This window comes from Maribacter sp. UH1 (assembly GCF_056839145.1).
Window position 1 is genome coordinate 3,319,021 of record NZ_CM166387.1, and the last position, 16,907, is coordinate 3,335,927.

Annotated in this window: 17 protein-coding genes; 4 read left to right on the forward strand and 13 right to left on the reverse strand. The window is 34.4% G+C overall.

Annotation, left to right across the window (positions count from 1 at the left end):
- Window position 1: 1 nt before the first annotated feature.
- Window positions 2-1,651, forward strand: coding sequence for an amidohydrolase (locus UH1x_RS14445; RefSeq protein ID WP_482622512.1), 1,650 nt, complete (start codon window positions 2-4; stop codon window positions 1,649-1,651).
- Window positions 1,652-1,717: 66 nt separating this feature from the next.
- Here the strand turns inward: UH1x_RS14445 and UH1x_RS14450 are convergent, their stop codons facing one another.
- Window positions 1,718-2,305, reverse strand: a complete 588-nt coding sequence (locus UH1x_RS14450; RefSeq protein WP_482622513.1) for a hypothetical protein — start codon at window positions 2,303-2,305, stop codon at window positions 1,718-1,720.
- A 97-nt stretch (window positions 2,306-2,402) separates the two neighbouring features.
- Here UH1x_RS14450 and UH1x_RS14455 point away from each other — a divergent pair, with 97 nt between their 5' ends.
- From UH1x_RS14455 to UH1x_RS14465, 3 genes are all read left to right on the forward strand, one after another.
- Window positions 2,403-2,621, forward strand: coding sequence for a PLDc N-terminal domain-containing protein (locus UH1x_RS14455; RefSeq protein ID WP_036157916.1), 219 nt, complete (start codon window positions 2,403-2,405; stop codon window positions 2,619-2,621).
- Window positions 2,622-2,749: 128 nt separating this feature from the next.
- A complete protein-coding gene (locus tag UH1x_RS14460) occupies window positions 2,750-4,105 on the forward strand; it encodes a DEAD/DEAH box helicase (protein WP_482622515.1) in 1,356 nt (451 codons plus the stop codon).
- A 273-nt stretch (window positions 4,106-4,378) separates the two neighbouring features.
- The gene (locus UH1x_RS14465; RefSeq protein WP_482622517.1) at window positions 4,379-4,636 is read left to right on the forward strand and encodes a hypothetical protein; all 258 of its coding nucleotides are present in this window, start codon (window positions 4,379-4,381) and stop codon (window positions 4,634-4,636) included.
- Window positions 4,637-4,803: 167 nt separating this feature from the next.
- Here UH1x_RS14465 and UH1x_RS14470 read toward each other — a convergent pair whose 3' ends face one another.
- The 12 genes from UH1x_RS14470 to UH1x_RS14525 form a co-directional block, all read right to left on the reverse strand.
- Window positions 4,804-6,393, reverse strand: coding sequence for an amidohydrolase family protein (locus UH1x_RS14470; protein WP_482622518.1), 1,590 nt, complete (start codon window positions 6,391-6,393; stop codon window positions 4,804-4,806).
- Window positions 6,394-6,781: 388 nt separating this feature from the next.
- A complete protein-coding gene (locus UH1x_RS14475) occupies window positions 6,782-7,345 on the reverse strand; it encodes a hypothetical protein (RefSeq protein WP_482622519.1) in 564 nt (187 codons plus the stop codon).
- 250 nt (window positions 7,346-7,595) lie between these two features.
- Window positions 7,596-8,045 carry a DMP19 family protein gene (locus UH1x_RS14480; protein ID WP_482622520.1) on the reverse strand — a complete coding sequence of 150 codons (450 nt, stop codon included), beginning with the start codon at window positions 8,043-8,045 and terminating at the stop codon, window positions 7,596-7,598.
- A gap of 177 nt (window positions 8,046-8,222) precedes the next feature.
- Window positions 8,223-9,443, reverse strand: a complete 1,221-nt coding sequence (locus UH1x_RS14485) for a sensor histidine kinase (RefSeq protein ID WP_482622522.1) — start codon at window positions 9,441-9,443, stop codon at window positions 8,223-8,225.
- 314 nt (window positions 9,444-9,757) lie between these two features.
- A complete protein-coding gene (secA, locus tag UH1x_RS14490) occupies window positions 9,758-13,117 on the reverse strand; it encodes a preprotein translocase subunit SecA (RefSeq protein WP_482622524.1) in 3,360 nt (1,119 codons plus the stop codon).
- Window positions 13,118-13,333: 216 nt separating this feature from the next.
- The gene (locus tag UH1x_RS14495) at window positions 13,334-13,558 is read right to left on the reverse strand and encodes a DUF2795 domain-containing protein (RefSeq protein ID WP_027064442.1); all 225 of its coding nucleotides are present in this window, start codon (window positions 13,556-13,558) and stop codon (window positions 13,334-13,336) included.
- Between the two features lie 133 nt (window positions 13,559-13,691).
- Complete coding sequence (locus tag UH1x_RS14500; RefSeq protein ID WP_482622526.1) at window positions 13,692-14,267, reverse strand: cob(I)yrinic acid a,c-diamide adenosyltransferase; 576 nt, start codon at window positions 14,265-14,267, stop codon at window positions 13,692-13,694.
- A gap of 73 nt (window positions 14,268-14,340) precedes the next feature.
- Window positions 14,341-14,490: a hypothetical protein gene (locus tag UH1x_RS14505; protein WP_396635081.1), complete on the reverse strand. Its 150-nt coding sequence runs from the start codon at window positions 14,488-14,490 to the stop codon at window positions 14,341-14,343.
- A 30-nt stretch (window positions 14,491-14,520) separates the two neighbouring features.
- Window positions 14,521-15,009: a hypothetical protein gene (locus UH1x_RS14510; protein ID WP_482622528.1), complete on the reverse strand. Its 489-nt coding sequence runs from the start codon at window positions 15,007-15,009 to the stop codon at window positions 14,521-14,523.
- 147 nt (window positions 15,010-15,156) lie between these two features.
- A complete protein-coding gene (locus tag UH1x_RS14515) occupies window positions 15,157-15,417 on the reverse strand; it encodes a hypothetical protein (RefSeq protein ID WP_482622530.1) in 261 nt (86 codons plus the stop codon).
- 418 nt (window positions 15,418-15,835) lie between these two features.
- Window positions 15,836-16,096, reverse strand: coding sequence for a hypothetical protein (locus UH1x_RS14520; protein WP_482622532.1), 261 nt, complete (start codon window positions 16,094-16,096; stop codon window positions 15,836-15,838).
- 429 nt (window positions 16,097-16,525) lie between these two features.
- The gene (locus tag UH1x_RS14525; protein WP_482622534.1) at window positions 16,526-16,786 is read right to left on the reverse strand and encodes a hypothetical protein; all 261 of its coding nucleotides are present in this window, start codon (window positions 16,784-16,786) and stop codon (window positions 16,526-16,528) included.
- Window positions 16,787-16,907: the final 121 nt, after the last annotated feature.

Below are 16,907 nucleotides of genomic sequence, written 5' to 3' on the forward strand. Positions count from 1 at the left end.
CATGAAAAAGCAACTATTCCTTTTGTTGGTTAATGTTATACTTGTTTGCTCTTGTAGTAAGAATAATGTAAAAGCAGATTTAATAATTACCAATGCTGATATTTGGACGGGAGATACTGATGCTCCAAAAGCCGAGGCTATGGCTATTAGGGCAGATACTATCTTAGCTATTGGCACTTTAGATGATATTCAAAAGTTTAAAGGCCCAGCTACTGAGGTTAAAGATGTACTAGGAAAGTTTATTACACCAGGGTTTATTGATACTCATGTGCACCTGTTAATGGGAGGTAATAGTCTTTTAAGTGTGCAATTAAGAGACGCCAGTACAAAGCAAGAATTTATTGAAAGAATTTCCGCCTTTACTAAAGAAATTGAACCGGGTCAATGGATAGTTGAGGGGAATTGGGATCATACCTTGTGGGGAGGTGAATTACCCAATAAAGATTGGATAGATGAATATACGGGTGATAACCCAGTGGCTATTTATAGAATGGACGGGCATATGATCTTAGCCAATTCTGCAGCTCTCAAAATTGCAGGTATAGATGAAAATAGTCTTGATGTAGAAAATGGAGAAATTGTTAAAAATGCTGATGGAACGCCAACCGGTATTCTTAAAAGTGAAGCCATGTACTTGGTACTTAATAAAATTTCAGAATTAACAAAAGCAGAAAAGGAAAAGGCAATTAGTGCTGCTCAAGATTATTTGGTTTCACAAGGGGTAACTACGATACATGATGTAGATAGTTTGGGCGGTTATGAGATTTTGGAAAAAATGAATTCCAAGAATCAATTCAAGGTAAGAGTATATACTGCCGATCCCTTGAAGTATTGGAAAACAGTAGCTAAAGATCAGAATGACTCCAAATGGTTAAAGAATGGACTTATGAAAGGTTTTGTAGATGGATCTTTAGGTTCGCACACTGCAGCCTTTAAAGAACCGTATTCAGATAAGCCTACCGATAAGGGTTTGTTCATTGTTGATAAGGATAGTTTAAATAATTGGATATTAAACGCCGATAAAAAGCAACTGCAGATTACCGTTCACGCCATAGGTGATTTGGCGAACAGCACCATATTAAATCTTTTTGATAGTGTCGTAGTCAAAAATGGCAAACGGGACAGACGACTAAGAATTGAACATGCACAACACTTGGCTGTTGAAGACATTGAAAGATTTTCTAAACTTGACGTTATTACAAGTATGCAACCTTACCATGCTATTGATGATGGTAGGTGGGCAGAAGAACTTATTGGTCATGACCGTATAAAGACAACGTATGCTTTTAAATCCATTTTAGATGCCAATACCACTTTAGTATTCAGTAGTGATTGGCCTGTGGCGCCAGCTTCCCCTTTGTATGGTATATATGCAGCTGTTACCAGAAGAACTTTAGATGGTGAAAACCCTAATGGTTGGGTGCCTGAACAAAAGATAAATGTTGAGCAAGCATTAATTGCGTATACAAAAGATGCTGCTTACAGCTCTTTTGATGAAAAGGTGAAGGGAACTTTACAAGTAGGCAAGTTGGCGGACTTCGTAATTTTAAATGATGATCTTTTTCAGATTGATCCTAAAGCTATTAAAGATGTAAAAGTTTTGGAGACTTATGTTGGTGGTAAGAGGATGTTCACAGCTAATTTTGATTAAAATAAATGGGATACAAGTTGTGCTGATAAGTCAAGAACTAAAGCCGATGGATTCAAGTATAAAATTCTATTTCCTATGGGTAGGTTGACCAATGTTAATATAGCGTATATGATTTGTATTCGGGTCTAGAAATCGATACAGTTGTGTTCGTATTGTTGGTAGTTGAAAGTCTTCTTCATCATAGACCTCTAATAATAGTGATGCATAATCTGAACGGTTGAATTTTCCTTTTTCTTTAGTAATTTCAGATGCTCGCTGATTAAATAGTATGCTTTTTGGCTGAGCTTCATTTCTATACTGTATTAATGGCACCGTTTTCATAGTTTTGGCGAGTTTATACTTATAGTGCATAGCATTTATCTTTAAAGAATCTCCCAAAGCAAAATCACTTACTATTTCATAGGTACTATCATTACTTATTTCGTTTAATAGGCTGACATAGTTTTTATAAGTACCATCGGCAATTATATTTTTGGAAATCAATTCCTTTTCAAAATCATCTAATATGTTTAAAAGGGCGGTGTGGTATTCAGGATACTCTTTTTCAATGGCGATGTTAATAGCTTCGTCATATGTTTTATTAGTTGCTTGGGCGGCTAATTCATTAAAAAATATAAAAGGTATAAATACGAATAGGTATGTGTGTAATTTCATTAATTAAGGATATACTTTTCTATTTGAAATTTAGTAATTTATATGGTATTAATTTTTATAACTTTATGGCATAGTCATTTTTATAAATCAGGCAATTATGAATATACCAGCAGATTTTTCATTTACATTAGGTTTTTGGCAAACTTTTTTAATTGCAGCGCTGTTTGTTTGGGTGTATTGTTTAGTTGATATAGCGCGTCATGAATTTAAGAATGACGGTAAAATCACATGGTTGCTAATTGTACTATTTCTACCCATTTTAGGTTCGGTTCTTTATTTATCCACAGGAAAAAGTAGACGTATTTTAAAAGTCTAACTTTAAACTCCTTTAATATTTTTAGCTTTCATAGTTACTTTTGACTTAATTACCGATAAATCTCTCACTATACGTAATTTGTCAACTAATCAACATAGCTTTGCACTTGAAATACAAAAGTGATTGTTATGCCGTTGTTTACCGATTTAAAAATATCTAGAAACTTAGAAAAAGCTCTTGATGATTTAGGTTTTGAAAATACTACTCCCATTCAAGAAAAAGCTTTTCCTATAGTAATGAGCGGTAGTGATGTTGTTGGTATTGCACAAACAGGTACGGGTAAAACTTTTGCTTATTTGCTTCCTATTATAAATACACTGAAGTTTTCTAAAGATATTCACCCTAAGGTGATTATTCTAGTACCTACACGAGAGCTTGTGGTACAAGTAGTGGAAGAGGCGGAGAAGTTGGCTAAATATGCAGGTATTCGCATTCTTGGTGTATTTGGCGGTAAGAGTATGTTGCGTCAAAAAGAAGCTTTGGCTTTGGGTACAGATGTTCTGGTAGCAACACCTGCAAGATTGTATGATTTAATTCTTACCAAAGCGGTTCAATTAAAACAAGTGAAGAAGCTGGTAATTGATGAGGTCGATGTTATGCTTGATCTAGGCTTTAGGTTTCAGCTCGTAAATATTTTCGAACTATTACCACAGAAGAGACAGAATATTATGTTTTCTGCCACGATGACCGACGATATTGAATTGTTCATTACCGATTTCTTTACCGGCGTTCAAAAAATTGCCATTGCCGTTAGTGGAACTCCTTTAGAGAATATTACCCAATATGGCTACGCCACACCTAACTTTTATACAAAAGTAAATTTGTTGGTCAACTTGTTACAAGATGAAGAAACCTACCATAAGGTTTTGGTATTTGTTTCAAGTAAGCGAAGTGCCGATTTACTGTTTAAAGAGTTGGCAGAATTTTTCAGTGAAGAAATCTGTATAATACACTCCAACAAAACACAGAATTATAGACTACGTTCCATAAATCAGTTTGACGAGGGTAAGAATCGTATTTTGGTAACTACTGATGTTATGGCACGTGGATTGGATTTACAAGAGATATCCCATGTTATTAATTTTGATACGCCAACATATCCAGAAAACTACATGCACCGAATTGGTAGAACGGGTAGGGCAGAGAAAGAAGGTACTTCAATTTTAATGTATACACCCAAAGAGGAAGAAGCAAAAGACGCTATAGAAGAGTTGATGTCGCATAAGGTAAATCTACAACCTTTGCCTGACGGAGTTGAAATTGCCACTCAACTTACTTTTGATGAGCAACCAAAGCATAGAGAGCGTGAAAATCCGCTTAATATAAATGAAGAGGAACGTGGAGCAAGTTTTCATGAAAAATCCGATAAGAACAAGAAAGAAAATCAAGGTGGTTCTTATAAACGTATTATTAAAAAGAAATACACTAAACCAAAGACCCGTGGAGATAAGAACTACGGTAAACGTGGTAGAAACAAAAAATAGGAATATTTACTTCATTATAATGAATTCTGTTTTCCACTTCTATAGTTGCTTTTAGAGCCCAATTATAGGGGTGTCGTAAATTTCACGTACTCAAAAATATCGATTAAATACACTTCAAATCGGTGTGCTGTTTTTAGACCAAAAACCATTCGTCGACACTTTCTGTCTATTCGTCACAGATTTTTACGCTAGCCGAAAATTATAGCAGTTTAGCGAGGGGAAGAGGCATTATCCTTGACCTGAAACTACTTTTATATTGTTCAATATTACAATATGAAAGCAATATTCACCTTACTGATAGTTATTTTCGCCGGAGCATTAGCATTGGCACAAACTCCCCTGACAGATGATAAAATTAACACTACTGAAGTGGGTGTTGTTTTGGCTGATAGCTCTGACAATACTGGCAACGAAAAAACGATTGAGATCACTGATGAAACGTCAGTAGCGCGTTTGTACAGATACGCAAATGCTAGAATTAACAAAGAATTGGCGTTCGCTACAAAGAAATCATACGGTAAGTTGGCATAATCTTTGCCATATATTAAAAGGTGCAATGAAGCACCTTATAAATTTCAAATTATGATGATACTTTCAATTTTAATACCAGCACTTATTGTTATTGCAACTATTGCTTTTACTTCAAAAAACGAAAAAAAAGTACGTCCAATTAAAGTACCTGTAAACAAGCGTAAATTTTAATTTTTAACGCCAGGCTGCTTAATAGTATAGTTGCTTTTAGCTTTAGCTTCATCTACTTGGCGTTTTACGTCAGCCAGTAGTGCTTTGGAATCATAAATGATTCCATCTTTAACGGTGTATTTTACACCACCAACCCGAACCACCTCATTGTCCTCGGTAAGTTTTATAGCTCCCGTACCATATAATACTTTGAAATTTTGTAGCGGATTTTCCTCAACAATGACAAAGTCTGCCAATTTGCCTATGGTTACCGAACCTAATTTGTCATCCATTCCTAATGCCTCTGCACCTTTTAATGTTGCAGATTGTATAATTTCTAAAGGATGAAACCCAGCTTCTCGCATTAATTCCAGTTCTCTTATATAGGCAAATCCGTATAATTGAAAAATGAATCCGGAATCTGATCCTGTGGTTACTCTACCGCCTCTGTTTTTATATTCATTGATAAAGGTCATCCAAAGTTTATAATTTTTTCTCCACGCAACTTCTTGTTCCGTTCCCCAATCATGCCAGTACGATCCATGAGATACTTTGCTAGGCTGATAAAACTCCCATAAAGATGGTAATGTATAATCTTCATGCCATTCAGCTCGTCTAGCTCGCTGCAAATCTCTACTAGCCTCATAGATATTGAAAGTTGGGTCTAAGGTGAAATCAAGTTCTAATAGTTCATTCATTACATTATTCCAATGCTCAGAATAAGGTTCTGCAGCTTGTTCCCATAATTTACCTGCATTTTCAAAGCGATCTTGTTCGTTTTGGTAATTGTAGTCCAACGGAAAATCTTGTACCGTTCTATCATCGAACAAAGCTTCTGGAAGTCCGTACCAATGCTCCATAGAGGTTAACCCTGCTCTGGCGGAATGTAAAATATTCCAACGAGCAACACTCATTTGTGCATGGTGGCAAGCAGAGCCTAGTCCTAATTTTTTGTTCTCGTCTAATGCCGCTGCCATAATTGCCGGTTCTGCTCCAAAAAACTTGATGCCATCAGCACCTTTTTTAGCATTGGCACGTACCCATTCTCTTGCTTGATCAGGGGTAGATATCGGAATATCATTTAACGGATTAAAAGATTTACTGGTTTGTCCAAAGGCTGTGTAGGATATAATACGCGGAGCTATAATTTCATTTTTTTCACTTTTGCGTTTTAAGTCAAGGGTGACATCAATACCTCTACCAGCAACTTCACGGGCGGTAGTTACACCATGAGCCATCCAAAGTTTAAATACATAATCAGGGTCTGCACCTTGGGCATCACCGCCAATATGTGTGTGCATATCAATAAAACCGGGCATTAAATACATGCCGGTACAATCTAGTTCCTTACCGCCTGTTTTTAATTGCGGTCTTTTAGAATCATCGATTGCTACACCAGGGTAGCCAACAACTTTTACGTCTTTAATAATATTGTTTTCTACCACTATGTCTATAGGACCTTGTGGTGGTGCACCGTTGCCGTTAATAAGCATAACGCCTCTAATGATCAATTGCGAATGTGGACCATCACCTTCTAAGGATTGGGCGTTGACGGAAAGCAAGACAGCGAAGGTTATTGCGGTTGCAAGTAGTAACTTACGGAACATAAAGAGGTTGTTTGAGTTAGTTACCTTAAATATAACTAAAGCCTCAGAAATTATGGGTGACTGTAAACCAAACTTTTAATTAATTAGATACGTTTTAAGTTTGGATCTTAGGAAATTGAGAGTATAAGCAGAAATATTAAAAGCTATTATTGAGATAATTAAATCAGGTTAATTCTTAAACTTCTATAATAATCTCAATAAAATTCAACAGTTCTTTATATTATAAATATAGGAGGGATATTAATCTTAATTCTTATGGTTCTTTAAATGTATGTGAAGATTTGAGCTAAAGCTTATTGCCTACCGGCAGGCAGGTATATACAGAACTTTAAATTTTGCCCTAAAGTCCGCATTAAGTTTAAGTTTTGTTGAAAAAAGTTTTATTGGATTATAAGTTTTCGCTTAAACAAATAGCTCCCTTATTGATTGCCTTTACTTTCCTCTTTGTTTTTCCTTTAGCTTCTAAGTCAACATATCCTTCATTATCGGTTTCAGGAATTCTAATTATCTCAATTTGTGATTCCGCCAATTTGATTATTTCCTCAGGAGTTAGAGTAAAAGTGAAACTATAACTAGTGAAATTTTCCGTAGTTGAAGAAGTGCCACCTGCTCCAAATCTGGGGAATAAAACAGACGCACTTGAAGATGTTACATTTTCAATTTTTGGAGAAGATTTTCTAATTGTTTTTAATTCAAGTTTTGTTCCATTTTCAAGTTTAAACAGTAGTTCTGTTCCTTCCATAAATTCATGATCTCTTTCACCCCAATAACTGAAAATCACCTCAAAGACTATCTTTTCTTCTTTAATCTCAAAATAAACTGACTTTTGATTAAAATTAAATGAAATAACTTGTTCGTTTGTAAATGGGTCAATAGAGTTCTCACATTTTTGAGAAAAGGCTTGTATTGAAAACGTGACAATAAAAATAAAAGTGAAAATGTTTTTAATCATATTTAAATTTTCTAAATGATTTACAACGTTTTAGCTAATCTTTGTAAGCTATTAAGGAAACTTTTCGTTTCTGTCTACGAACGAAGATAAAGCTTATTATCAAGTTTTAATTCTTCTTGTTTAAAGCTAAATCCATTCACGATAGCTACCGAGATTAGAGGCTTTATAAACCTGCCTGCCGGTAGGAAGGTATACACGGATCTTTCGGTTTTACCCTAAGGTCCGTATTACGTTTAGTTAACATACATTTTTATTCCACAACAAATTTTACGTAGTTGCTACGTATGTATTCAATTCTTCGCTTTTCAAGTCCTTCTAGGTCATAAAACTCATCATCGAGAGGATTAAAGTCCGGATTCCTTTTCTTTTGATATTCCTCACTTTGATTTTTAAATACCTCAATCGCCTTTTCACTTACCAACAAATAATTATCTGCCGCAATTCTTCTAAGTCCATTCGCAGCATTATAACCGTATTCAAGCCCATTATTATGAAAAAATTGGTCAAATCCACCGTTGTGAACTTCCGATTCCAAAACCCAAGTCGCTAGTAAATCACTCATTGCAGAATCTGCTTTATCCAAACTTTCTCCAAAAGTTTCCAAATATAATTCCGTTGCTTTATCGTAAACCAAGGAAATTAATTCTTCATCGCTGGAATTTTGTAAATCGGAAATTGAATATTTGACTTTTTGTATCATTTTTTGATTAAATGCAAGGTAACAACGGTATAAGATAACAAATTACTATATCTATCTTATATACGTACCAAAATAAAACAATTCACTATCCTTTATTAGTGATGGTATTATTTATCAAATAAAATTTAGGACTAAGTTCTACCTTTCAAGTATAAGTAGTGAATATAGAATATTGCTTTAAGCAACTGGAGATAGTTGTTGCTTGATTTCTTGGAACTTGATGATGTAGTTAGTTCCTTTTTTAGAATTATCGCGTTCTATTGTTCCGCGTAATTGGCGGGTAAGATTGTGAATCAGTTTTAAACCTAAAGATTTAGTAGTTTTATAATTAATGGTTTCTGGGAAGCCGATTCCATTATCACCAATTTCTAGGATATAACAGTTTTCTTTTTCTGTATCCTGTTGAAGCTTAATACTAATTTCACCTTCGTTATCACTTTCAATGCCATATTTTAAGGCATTGGTCAATGTTTCATTAATTAAAAGTCCTAATGGAATGGCGGTATCTATACCTAATTTTATGTTTGGAATATCAATTTTTAAGTCAACATTATTATCATTTCCTTTTATAGAACGAATTAAATATTCACCTAATTCTAGAACGTAAGATTTGTATTCAATATGGCTAATATCATTACGCATATACAACATTTCATGAACCATAGCCATGGCAATTACCCTATTCTGAGTACCTTTTAAAAGACCTTTCATTGGTCCGGTTTCTATATTTCTAGATTGTAAGCTTAACAAACTGGAAACTGTTTGTAGATTGTTTTTTACTCTATGATGTACTTCTTTTAAAAGATTTTCTTTTTCGTGTACTTGATTTGCCAATGCCTTTTTAGAACTGTACATGGCATTATAGGTTTTTAGAAGTGTTTTTCCTAAGGTGTTTCCTAAAATAAATACAGCGAATAAAACGGAAACCAAACTAAAGACCGAGCTTGATTCTTCTGGAATTAAATTTTCTGTAATGCTTAATTCAGGTATGCTCTGCGTAAAAACCAATAGAATAAGAATAGTTATAATATTAAAATATACCCTACCATATTTAGTACTGTTTACAAACCCACCAAAGGCGATTAACGGAATCATGAATATAAATGGACTATGAATACCACCACTATATACGGTTACTACTACAGCGGTAATTAAACCTATAATAGATGAGAAATTAAATGTTGGTACTATTTTTTTATGAGACCTGAAGTAAAGTAAATTGATAATGTTTAAAATAGCAAAGCCAGTAAGTGCAAAGGGTATAACTTGTGTTATGTTCAAAAAGAAATAGCATAAAGCTCCAAAAAGGATGGAGATGATGCTTGTGGTATAATTTACCCTTAAAAATAGTTTGGTTTTATCCTGTAGACGTTCTTTGTCAATGGTAAATCCGGGCATAGATATTATTTATGTACTAGAAAACATACGAATTACGTAATGTAAATCTAATTATGTTTTTATCATTATACTAGTATTTTCTACTTAAGTATGATAAAAACGTTCATTATTTTTCTGAATTACATATTTTTTTTGCCTAAATAATGGTTAAAAATATGAAATGAACTGTTAATTGGACAATTCAATACATAATCTTGAAAAAAGATTCAATTGCAAATTAGTTGCTATTTCGTTTATATATAGCTTGTTATAAACAGTAAATAAAAAAGGCATCTATTTGGATGCCTTTTTTAAAACTTATAATGTTGTCTATATTAATCTTGAGTCAAAACCCATGATCCATTTTGTAAGAGTGGTTCTGCTTGTTTAAACTTTACCGTTTTACTCTCGCCACTCATTACATTTTTAATGGTAACGCGCTCATTTCTTCCTATTTTTGGTTGTTCCCTTGTAATAGTTTCGGTAACTGCAGGACGTTCAGCCTGATTTTGACTAACTGCTCTACTACGTGCCGCTAATTCATCACTATTAGGAATTTCCTCTTTTGTAGTCTGTAAATTCTCTTTACGTTGAACATTTCTTTCCTCTTGGATAGCACTAGCATTTTCAGAAGGTAATTCTCCTTTGAACAAGAAAGAAACAACATCTTTATTCACTTTCTCTATCATGGATTTAAAAAGTTCAAATGCTTCGAACTTATAAATCAATAAAGGATCCTTTTGTTCGTGAACCGCTAATTGAACCGATTGCTTTAACTCATCCATCTTACGTAAATGTGTTTTCCAAGAATCATCTATAATAGCCAATGAGATGTTCTTTTCAAAATCCGTAATCAATTGCTTACCATTAGTATCGTAAGCCTCTTGAAGGTTGGTTACTACATTCAAACTTTTAATACCATCAGTAAAAGGAACTACAATACGCTCAAAGTTATTGGCATTATCTTCATGTACCTTTTTAATTACTGGGAAAGCTGCAGCGGCATTGCGCTCCATCTTAGCATTATAATGTTCGTATGCTGCCTTATAAATTTTACCTGTAATTTCTTGAGCGGACAATTTGCCAAACTCAGCTTCATCTACCGGTGCCGTAATAGAGAAGTACTTGATCAATTCAAATTCTAAATTCTTATAATCACTAGCAGCTTTATTGCTTTCTACGATAACCTCACAGGTATCATAAACCATATTAGCAATATCTAGCTTTAAACGCTCTCCTTGTAATGCGTGGCGCCTTCTCTTGTAAACAACTTCACGTTGTGCGTTCATAACATCATCATACTCCAATAAACGCTTACGTACACCAAAGTTGTTCTCTTCAACTTTTTTCTGAGCACGCTCAATAGATTTGGTCATCATGCTATGCTGAATAACTTCACCATCTTCCAAGCCCATTTTATCCATCATCTTGGCAACCCTGTCCGATCCAAATAAACGCATTAGGTTATCTTCTAATGAAACATAGAATTGAGAGCTTCCTGGATCTCCTTGACGTCCGGAACGACCACGTAACTGTCTATCTACACGACGAGAATCATGTCTTTCCGTACCAATAATCGCCAGTCCGCCTGCTTTCTTAACAGCGTCAGACAATTTAATATCCGTACCACGACCAGCCATGTTGGTTGCAATAGTTACTACACCGGCATTACCTGCCTCTGCAACTACATCTGCCTCTTTCTTATGAAGTTTAGCGTTCAGTACATTATGTGGTACTTTACGAACACTTAATAATTTAGATAATAATTCTGATATCTCTACAGAAGTTGTACCAATAAGAACAGGTCTGCCTGCGTTACTTATTTTGGTTACTTCTTCAATTATGGCATTGTATTTTTCTCTTTTTGTCTTGTAGATAAGGTCATTTTTATCTTCTCTTGCAATAGGTCTGTTGGTTGGGATTTCCATTACATCTAACTTGTAGATTTCCCAGAATTCACCAGCTTCCGTAACCGCCGTACCTGTCATACCGGCAAGCTTACTATACATTCTAAAGTAGTTCTGTAAAGTAACCGTTGCAAAAGTTTGAGTTAATGCCTCAATTTTCACGTTTTCCTTGGCTTCTATTGCTTGGTGTAATCCGTCAGAATATCTACGACCGTCCATAATACGACCGGTCTGCTCATCAACGATCATTACCTTATTATCCATTACCACATATTCCGTATCCTTTTCAAATAGGGTATAAGCCTTTAACAACTGGCTCATGGTATGTATACGTTCACTCTTAATAGTGAAATCTTTAAAAAGCTCTTCTTTTAATTCTGCCTCTTTTTCAATCTCAAGATTTTGACTTTCAATTTTGGCGATCTCTCCACCAATATCTGGCATCACAAAGAAATCTTTATCCTGCTCACCAGAAATATAATTAACCCCTTTATCGGTCAATTCTATTTGGTTGTTCTTCTCGTCGATTACAAACAATAAATCTTCATCAACAACCGGCATTTCCCTGTTGTTGTCTTGCATGTAATAATTCTCTGTTTTTTGAAGCAATTGCTTAACACCTTCTTCACTCAAGAATTTAATTAATGCCTTGTTCTTTGGTAGACCACGGTAAACTCTTAATAATAAGAATCCGCCTTCTTTAGTGTCACCTTCCGCAATTAATTTTTTAGCCTCTGCCAAAACTCCCGTTAAATGCTGACGTTGCTTTCTAACGATCTCGTCAACCTTTGGTTTTAGTTCATTGAATTCATGACGGTCACCCTCTGGTACCGGACCAGATATAATCAATGGTGTACGGGCATCATCTACCAATACAGAATCAACCTCATCTACCATGGCATAATTATGTGGGCGTTGTACCAAATCTTTTGGTGTGTGCGCCATATTATCCCTTAGGTAATCAAAACCGAATTCATTATTGGTACCGTATGTAATATCCGCATTGTAAGCTGCACGTCTACCATCAGAATTTGGTCTGTGGTAATCAATACAATCTACAGAAAGTCCATGAAATTGGAATATAGGTGCCATCCAAGCACTATCTCTTTTTGCTAAGTAATCATTTACAGTTACCAAATGGGCACCGTTACCACTTAAAGCATTTAAGTATAACGGCAATGTTGCAACTAGGGTTTTACCTTCACCCGTTTGCATCTCTGCAATTTTACCTTGGTGCATGGCAATACCACCAATAAGCTGTACATCATAATGCACCATGTCCCAAGTAACTTCTTTACCGGCAGCATCCCAAGAATTTTTCCAAATTGCATTGGTGCCTTCAAGAGTAACATAGTCTTTAGAACCTGACAAAGTTCTGTCATATTCTGATGCTGTCACCTCTAGGGTTTCGTTATTGGCGAAACGCTTAGCAGTTTCCTTTACTACGGCAAAAGCTTCAGGTAATATCTTATTTAAAGTCTCTTCAGAAATTGTATAAGCTTCTTCTTTTAGCTTATCTATTTCTGTATAAATGTCTTCGTTTTTATCAATGTCTGTAGAGTTCTTTACCTCTTCTTCCAAAGCACTGATGTGATCGGTTTTTTCTTTGATAGATTCTTGAATAGCCTTCTTGAAATCTATTGTTTTCTGTCTAAGTTCGTCATGACTAAGACTTTCTAATTTTGATTCGAACGACTTTATCTGGTCTACTAAAGGCTGTAATTCCTTTACATCTTTTTGTGATTTATCACCAACGAATGCCTTTAGGATGGAATTAATGAAACTCATATATTTTAATCTATTAGAATTGAAGCTTTTCTGACTAATATATTAGCTAGAATAGCTTTCAAAATATTTTATAATCGACAATTGTAATCGATGCTGTTAAAGAGCAAAAGGTATTCCAGTCTTGATTTTTCGACCAAATTACCTAAGAACCTGTCAAAATTACATAAAAAAAAAGCCTCCGAGGAGACTTTTTAGTAGTTATTATGATATCGAATATTAATATTCGTCCTCGTTCCAGAGGTAGTCTTCTTCCGTTGGATAGTCAGGCCAGATCTCTTCGATAGATTCATATATTTCGCCACCTTCTTCTTCCATAGATTGTAAATTTTCTACAACTTCAAGAGGGGCTCCAGTTCTGATGGAGTAATCTATTAACTCATCTTTACTTGCCGGCCAAGGTGCATCACTTAAATAAGATGCTAATTCTAATGTCCAATACATAGTAATTTTTTGATTTTAATTTTTTGCAAAAGTAATTTTTAAATTGAAACAGCAAAATAAATAGTAATAAATTTCAGCTTATCATTATGTTTTTCTGCATTTATTAATTGATAACGAATAAATTACGGATTTATTAGTCCTTTTTTTTAGGAACCCATTTTATTTCATTTGCTTGTAAATCATAGGACAATTTTCGTGCCAATACAAAGAGATAATCTGAAAGTCTATTTATAAAAGATAACACATTTTTATCAAACGGTTCATTTTGGTGCAATAAAGTTGAAATACGCTCAGCCCTTCTGCATACTGTACGGGCAATATGACAGTATGACACGGTTGTATGACCACCAGGTAGAATAAAATGGGTCATTTGCGGTAATTGCGAATCCATTTGGTCAATAGCGTCCTCCAAAAAGTTGATTTCAGTAGTACCTACTTTTGTTATTTTTAAACGCTCCGTACCATTTTTAAGCATTTCTTTTTCTGGATTGGTAGCTAAAATAGCACCAACGGTAAACAAATGTTCTTGTATTGCAATTAGTTGATGCTGGTATATGGGGTCAATATCTTGATCTCTAATGAGTCCGATCCAAGAATTTAGCTCATCCACGGTACCATAACTGTCAATTCGTATATGATGTTTTGGTACACGTGTGCCACCAAATAGTCCGGTAGTTCCGTCATCGCCTGTTTTAGTATATATTTTCATTGAAAGTGAGTGTTAGAAAGAAGTAAAGATTCAACTGTGGTTAACATAAATGTTTAAAATAATAGCTTGACTTTTATTCTTTACCACCTTTATTTTTTCTTTCATAATCACCCATAAACTTTCTTGATTTGCGGTCTTTAGATTTTCCTTTACTGGTAATACGTATGGCTAAGTAGATAGCGAAAACGACACCAAGGGTAATGTATATAGTGTTACTGCTCATTAAGATTTGCTTTAGTCTAAAATTACTGGTTTATATCCGTATTTTAAAATGTTCCTTTGCTTGTTCTCTTCTAAAAAATACGGCGCCACAATAAAACATATCTATTGTGACCTTAACATTATTTTCTGTTTTAAGATTTTTCCAAATTTCTAGATTTTTTTTGTTTTTATGTATTCCGTCTAAAAGAAGCATGCAGTCGTTAGATAGCGTATTTAGATTTATACTTTTTAAATCATTGATGTTTGCAAGAATAATATCTGGATTATTTTCAACGGTAGATATATTAGAACAATGTTGTTTAATGAGTTCTTCGGATGTGTTATAATCACCCACAAGAAAGATAGACTTGTAATTAAAGTAGTCTATACTCTTAATAAAGACTTTTGCGGTAATGGGAAGTTTTAATTCTCTTTTCTTATAAAGACAGTTGGTAATGTATTCATACACAAATGGCGAATGAATTCCGTGCTGATTATTAGACGTAAGAAGAAATTTAATATAGGATATAAAACGAAACACTAGTTACCTTTTCAAATTTTGTCAAAAGTAAAGATTGTCATTGAACTTGAGTTTGATTTTTGAATTTGACTTTGTATTTAAAAAGTAGGTAATGGTAAGAAATGGGGTAGGTAAGATGTGGGGCGAAAAGGAAATTGAATTAATGTATTAAGAAAGTTTAGCGCTGTTTATTTTTGTTGAGAATTTTAAAGCCTTGATTACTCTGTTGTTTTTGTTCTTATATAATCTAGCAACTTCAATAGTGTTTTCAGTTTCAATAGTTGGAACAACCATATCATTACTTTCAATAGTCTGAACCATCTCTACTTGTAAAGTTTCGATCTCTACAGAAACGTTCTCATTGTTAGCTTGTGCCTGAGCGAAGAAACATGTGAAGAAAAGAGCGGTTAAAAGAATAATTGATTTCATAATATTTGTTTTACAATGCTAAAGTACAGGCAAGCCCAAACATATTTTGCCGCTTGTCGTTGGGCGTCATTTAACTATAGACGAATGGTAAATAGGCATCGTTAATTAATTTTATGGAAAATCAGAAGTCAACTGTCCTCTAGGTATTATAGTTCGCTCAGTTACCGTAGGTATTGGTATTGCCTGCTTATGTGTTTACCCTGCAGATATTAGTAGGGGAATGTATGCTGCCAACTTAAACGGTTAGCTTGAACCAGATTTTTGAACTTAAGCTTGGGTTTTAATTTTAGTTTTGAGTTTGAGTTTGAGTTTGAGTTTGAACTTGAACTTGACATTTGTTTTTGTATTTTAAAAAGTAGGTAATGGTAAGAAATGGGTTAGGTAGGATGTGGGGCGAAAAGGAAATTGAATTATTGTATTAAGAAAGTTTAGCGCTGTTCAATTTCGTTGAAAATTTTAAAGCCTTGATTACTGCATTGTTTTTGTTCTTATATAATCTAGCAACTTCAATAGTGTTTTCAGTTTCAATAGTTGGAACAACCATATCATTACTTTCAATAGTCTGAACCATCTCTACTTGTACAGTTTCGATCTCAATAGAAACATTCTCGTTGTTAGCTTGTGCCTGAGCGAAGAAACATGTGAAGAAAAGAGCGGTTAAAAGAATAATTGATTTCATAATATTTGTTTTACAATGCTAAAGTACAGGCAAGCCCAAACATATTTTGCCGCTCGTCGTTGGCCATCATTTAACTATAGACGAATGGTAAATAGGCATCGTTAATTAATTTCATGGAAAATTAGAAGTCAACTGTCCTCTAGATATTATAGTTCGCTCAGTTACCGTAGTTATTGGTACTGCCTGCTTATATGTTTATGCTGCAGATATTAGTAAAGTAATGTATGCTGCCAGGTTAAACGGTTTGCTTGAACCAGATTTTTGAACTTAAGCTTGGGTTTGAATTTGAGTTTTGAATTTGAGTTTGAGTTTGAGTTTGAGTTTGAACTTGAACTTGAACTTGACATTTGTTTTTGTATTTAAAAAGTAGGTAATGGTAAGAAATGGGGTAGGTAAGATTTGGGGCGAAAAGGGAATCGAATTATTGTATTAAGAAAGTTTAGCGCTGTTCATTTTTGTTGAAAATTTTAAAGCCTTGATTACTCTGTTGTTTTTGTTCTTGTACAATCTTGCAACTTCGATAGTGTTTTCAGTTTCAATAGTTGGAACAACAATATCATTACTTTCAATTGTTTCAACCATTTCAACTTGTACAGTTTCAATCTCTACAGAAACGTTCTCATTGTTAGCTTGTGCCTGAGCGAAGAAACATGTGAAGAAAAGAGCGGTTAAAAGAATAATAGATTTCATAATATTTGTTTTACACTGCTAAAGTACAGGCAAGCCCAAACATATTTTGCCGCTCGTCGTTGGGCATCATTTAACTGTAGACGAATGGTAAAAATCATTCGTCTACGGTTTATGTAGTTAT

What these genes read in the sequence shown, in the direction of transcription:
- UH1x_RS14470 (WP_482622518.1), bottom strand. Translation starts at nt 6,393, where the DNA reads ATGTTCCGTAAGTTACTACTTGCAACCGCAATAACCTTCGCTGTCTTG.
- UH1x_RS14525 (WP_482622534.1), bottom strand. Translation starts at nt 16,786, where the DNA reads ATGAAATCTATTATTCTTTTAACCGCTCTTTTCTTCACATGTTTCTTC.
- UH1x_RS14475 (WP_482622519.1), bottom strand. Translation starts at nt 7,345, where the DNA reads ATGATTAAAAACATTTTCACTTTTATTTTTATTGTCACGTTTTCAATA.
- UH1x_RS14460 (WP_482622515.1), top strand. Translation starts at nt 2,750, where the DNA reads ATGCCGTTGTTTACCGATTTAAAAATATCTAGAAACTTAGAAAAAGCT.
- UH1x_RS14455 (WP_036157916.1), top strand. Translation starts at nt 2,403, where the DNA reads ATGAATATACCAGCAGATTTTTCATTTACATTAGGTTTTTGGCAAACT.
- UH1x_RS14465 (WP_482622517.1), top strand. Translation starts at nt 4,379, where the DNA reads ATGAAAGCAATATTCACCTTACTGATAGTTATTTTCGCCGGAGCATTA.
- secA (WP_482622524.1), bottom strand. Translation starts at nt 13,117, where the DNA reads ATGAGTTTCATTAATTCCATCCTAAAGGCATTCGTTGGTGATAAATCA.
- UH1x_RS14500 (WP_482622526.1), bottom strand. Translation starts at nt 14,267, where the DNA reads ATGAAAATATATACTAAAACAGGCGATGACGGAACTACCGGACTATTT.
- UH1x_RS14520 (WP_482622532.1), bottom strand. Translation starts at nt 16,096, where the DNA reads ATGAAATCAATTATTCTTTTAACCGCTCTTTTCTTCACATGTTTCTTC.
- UH1x_RS14515 (WP_482622530.1), bottom strand. Translation starts at nt 15,417, where the DNA reads ATGAAATCAATTATTCTTTTAACCGCTCTTTTCTTCACATGTTTCTTC.
- UH1x_RS14480 (WP_482622520.1), bottom strand. Translation starts at nt 8,045, where the DNA reads ATGATACAAAAAGTCAAATATTCAATTTCCGATTTACAAAATTCCAGC.
- UH1x_RS14445 (WP_482622512.1), top strand. Translation starts at nt 2, where the DNA reads ATGAAAAAGCAACTATTCCTTTTGTTGGTTAATGTTATACTTGTTTGC.
- UH1x_RS14450 (WP_482622513.1), bottom strand. Translation starts at nt 2,305, where the DNA reads ATGAAATTACACACATACCTATTCGTATTTATACCTTTTATATTTTTT.
- UH1x_RS14495 (WP_027064442.1), bottom strand. Translation starts at nt 13,558, where the DNA reads ATGTATTGGACATTAGAATTAGCATCTTATTTAAGTGATGCACCTTGG.
- UH1x_RS14505 (WP_396635081.1), bottom strand. Translation starts at nt 14,490, where the DNA reads ATGAGCAGTAACACTATATACATTACCCTTGGTGTCGTTTTCGCTATC.
- UH1x_RS14485 (WP_482622522.1), bottom strand. Translation starts at nt 9,443, where the DNA reads ATGCCCGGATTTACCATTGACAAAGAACGTCTACAGGATAAAACCAAA.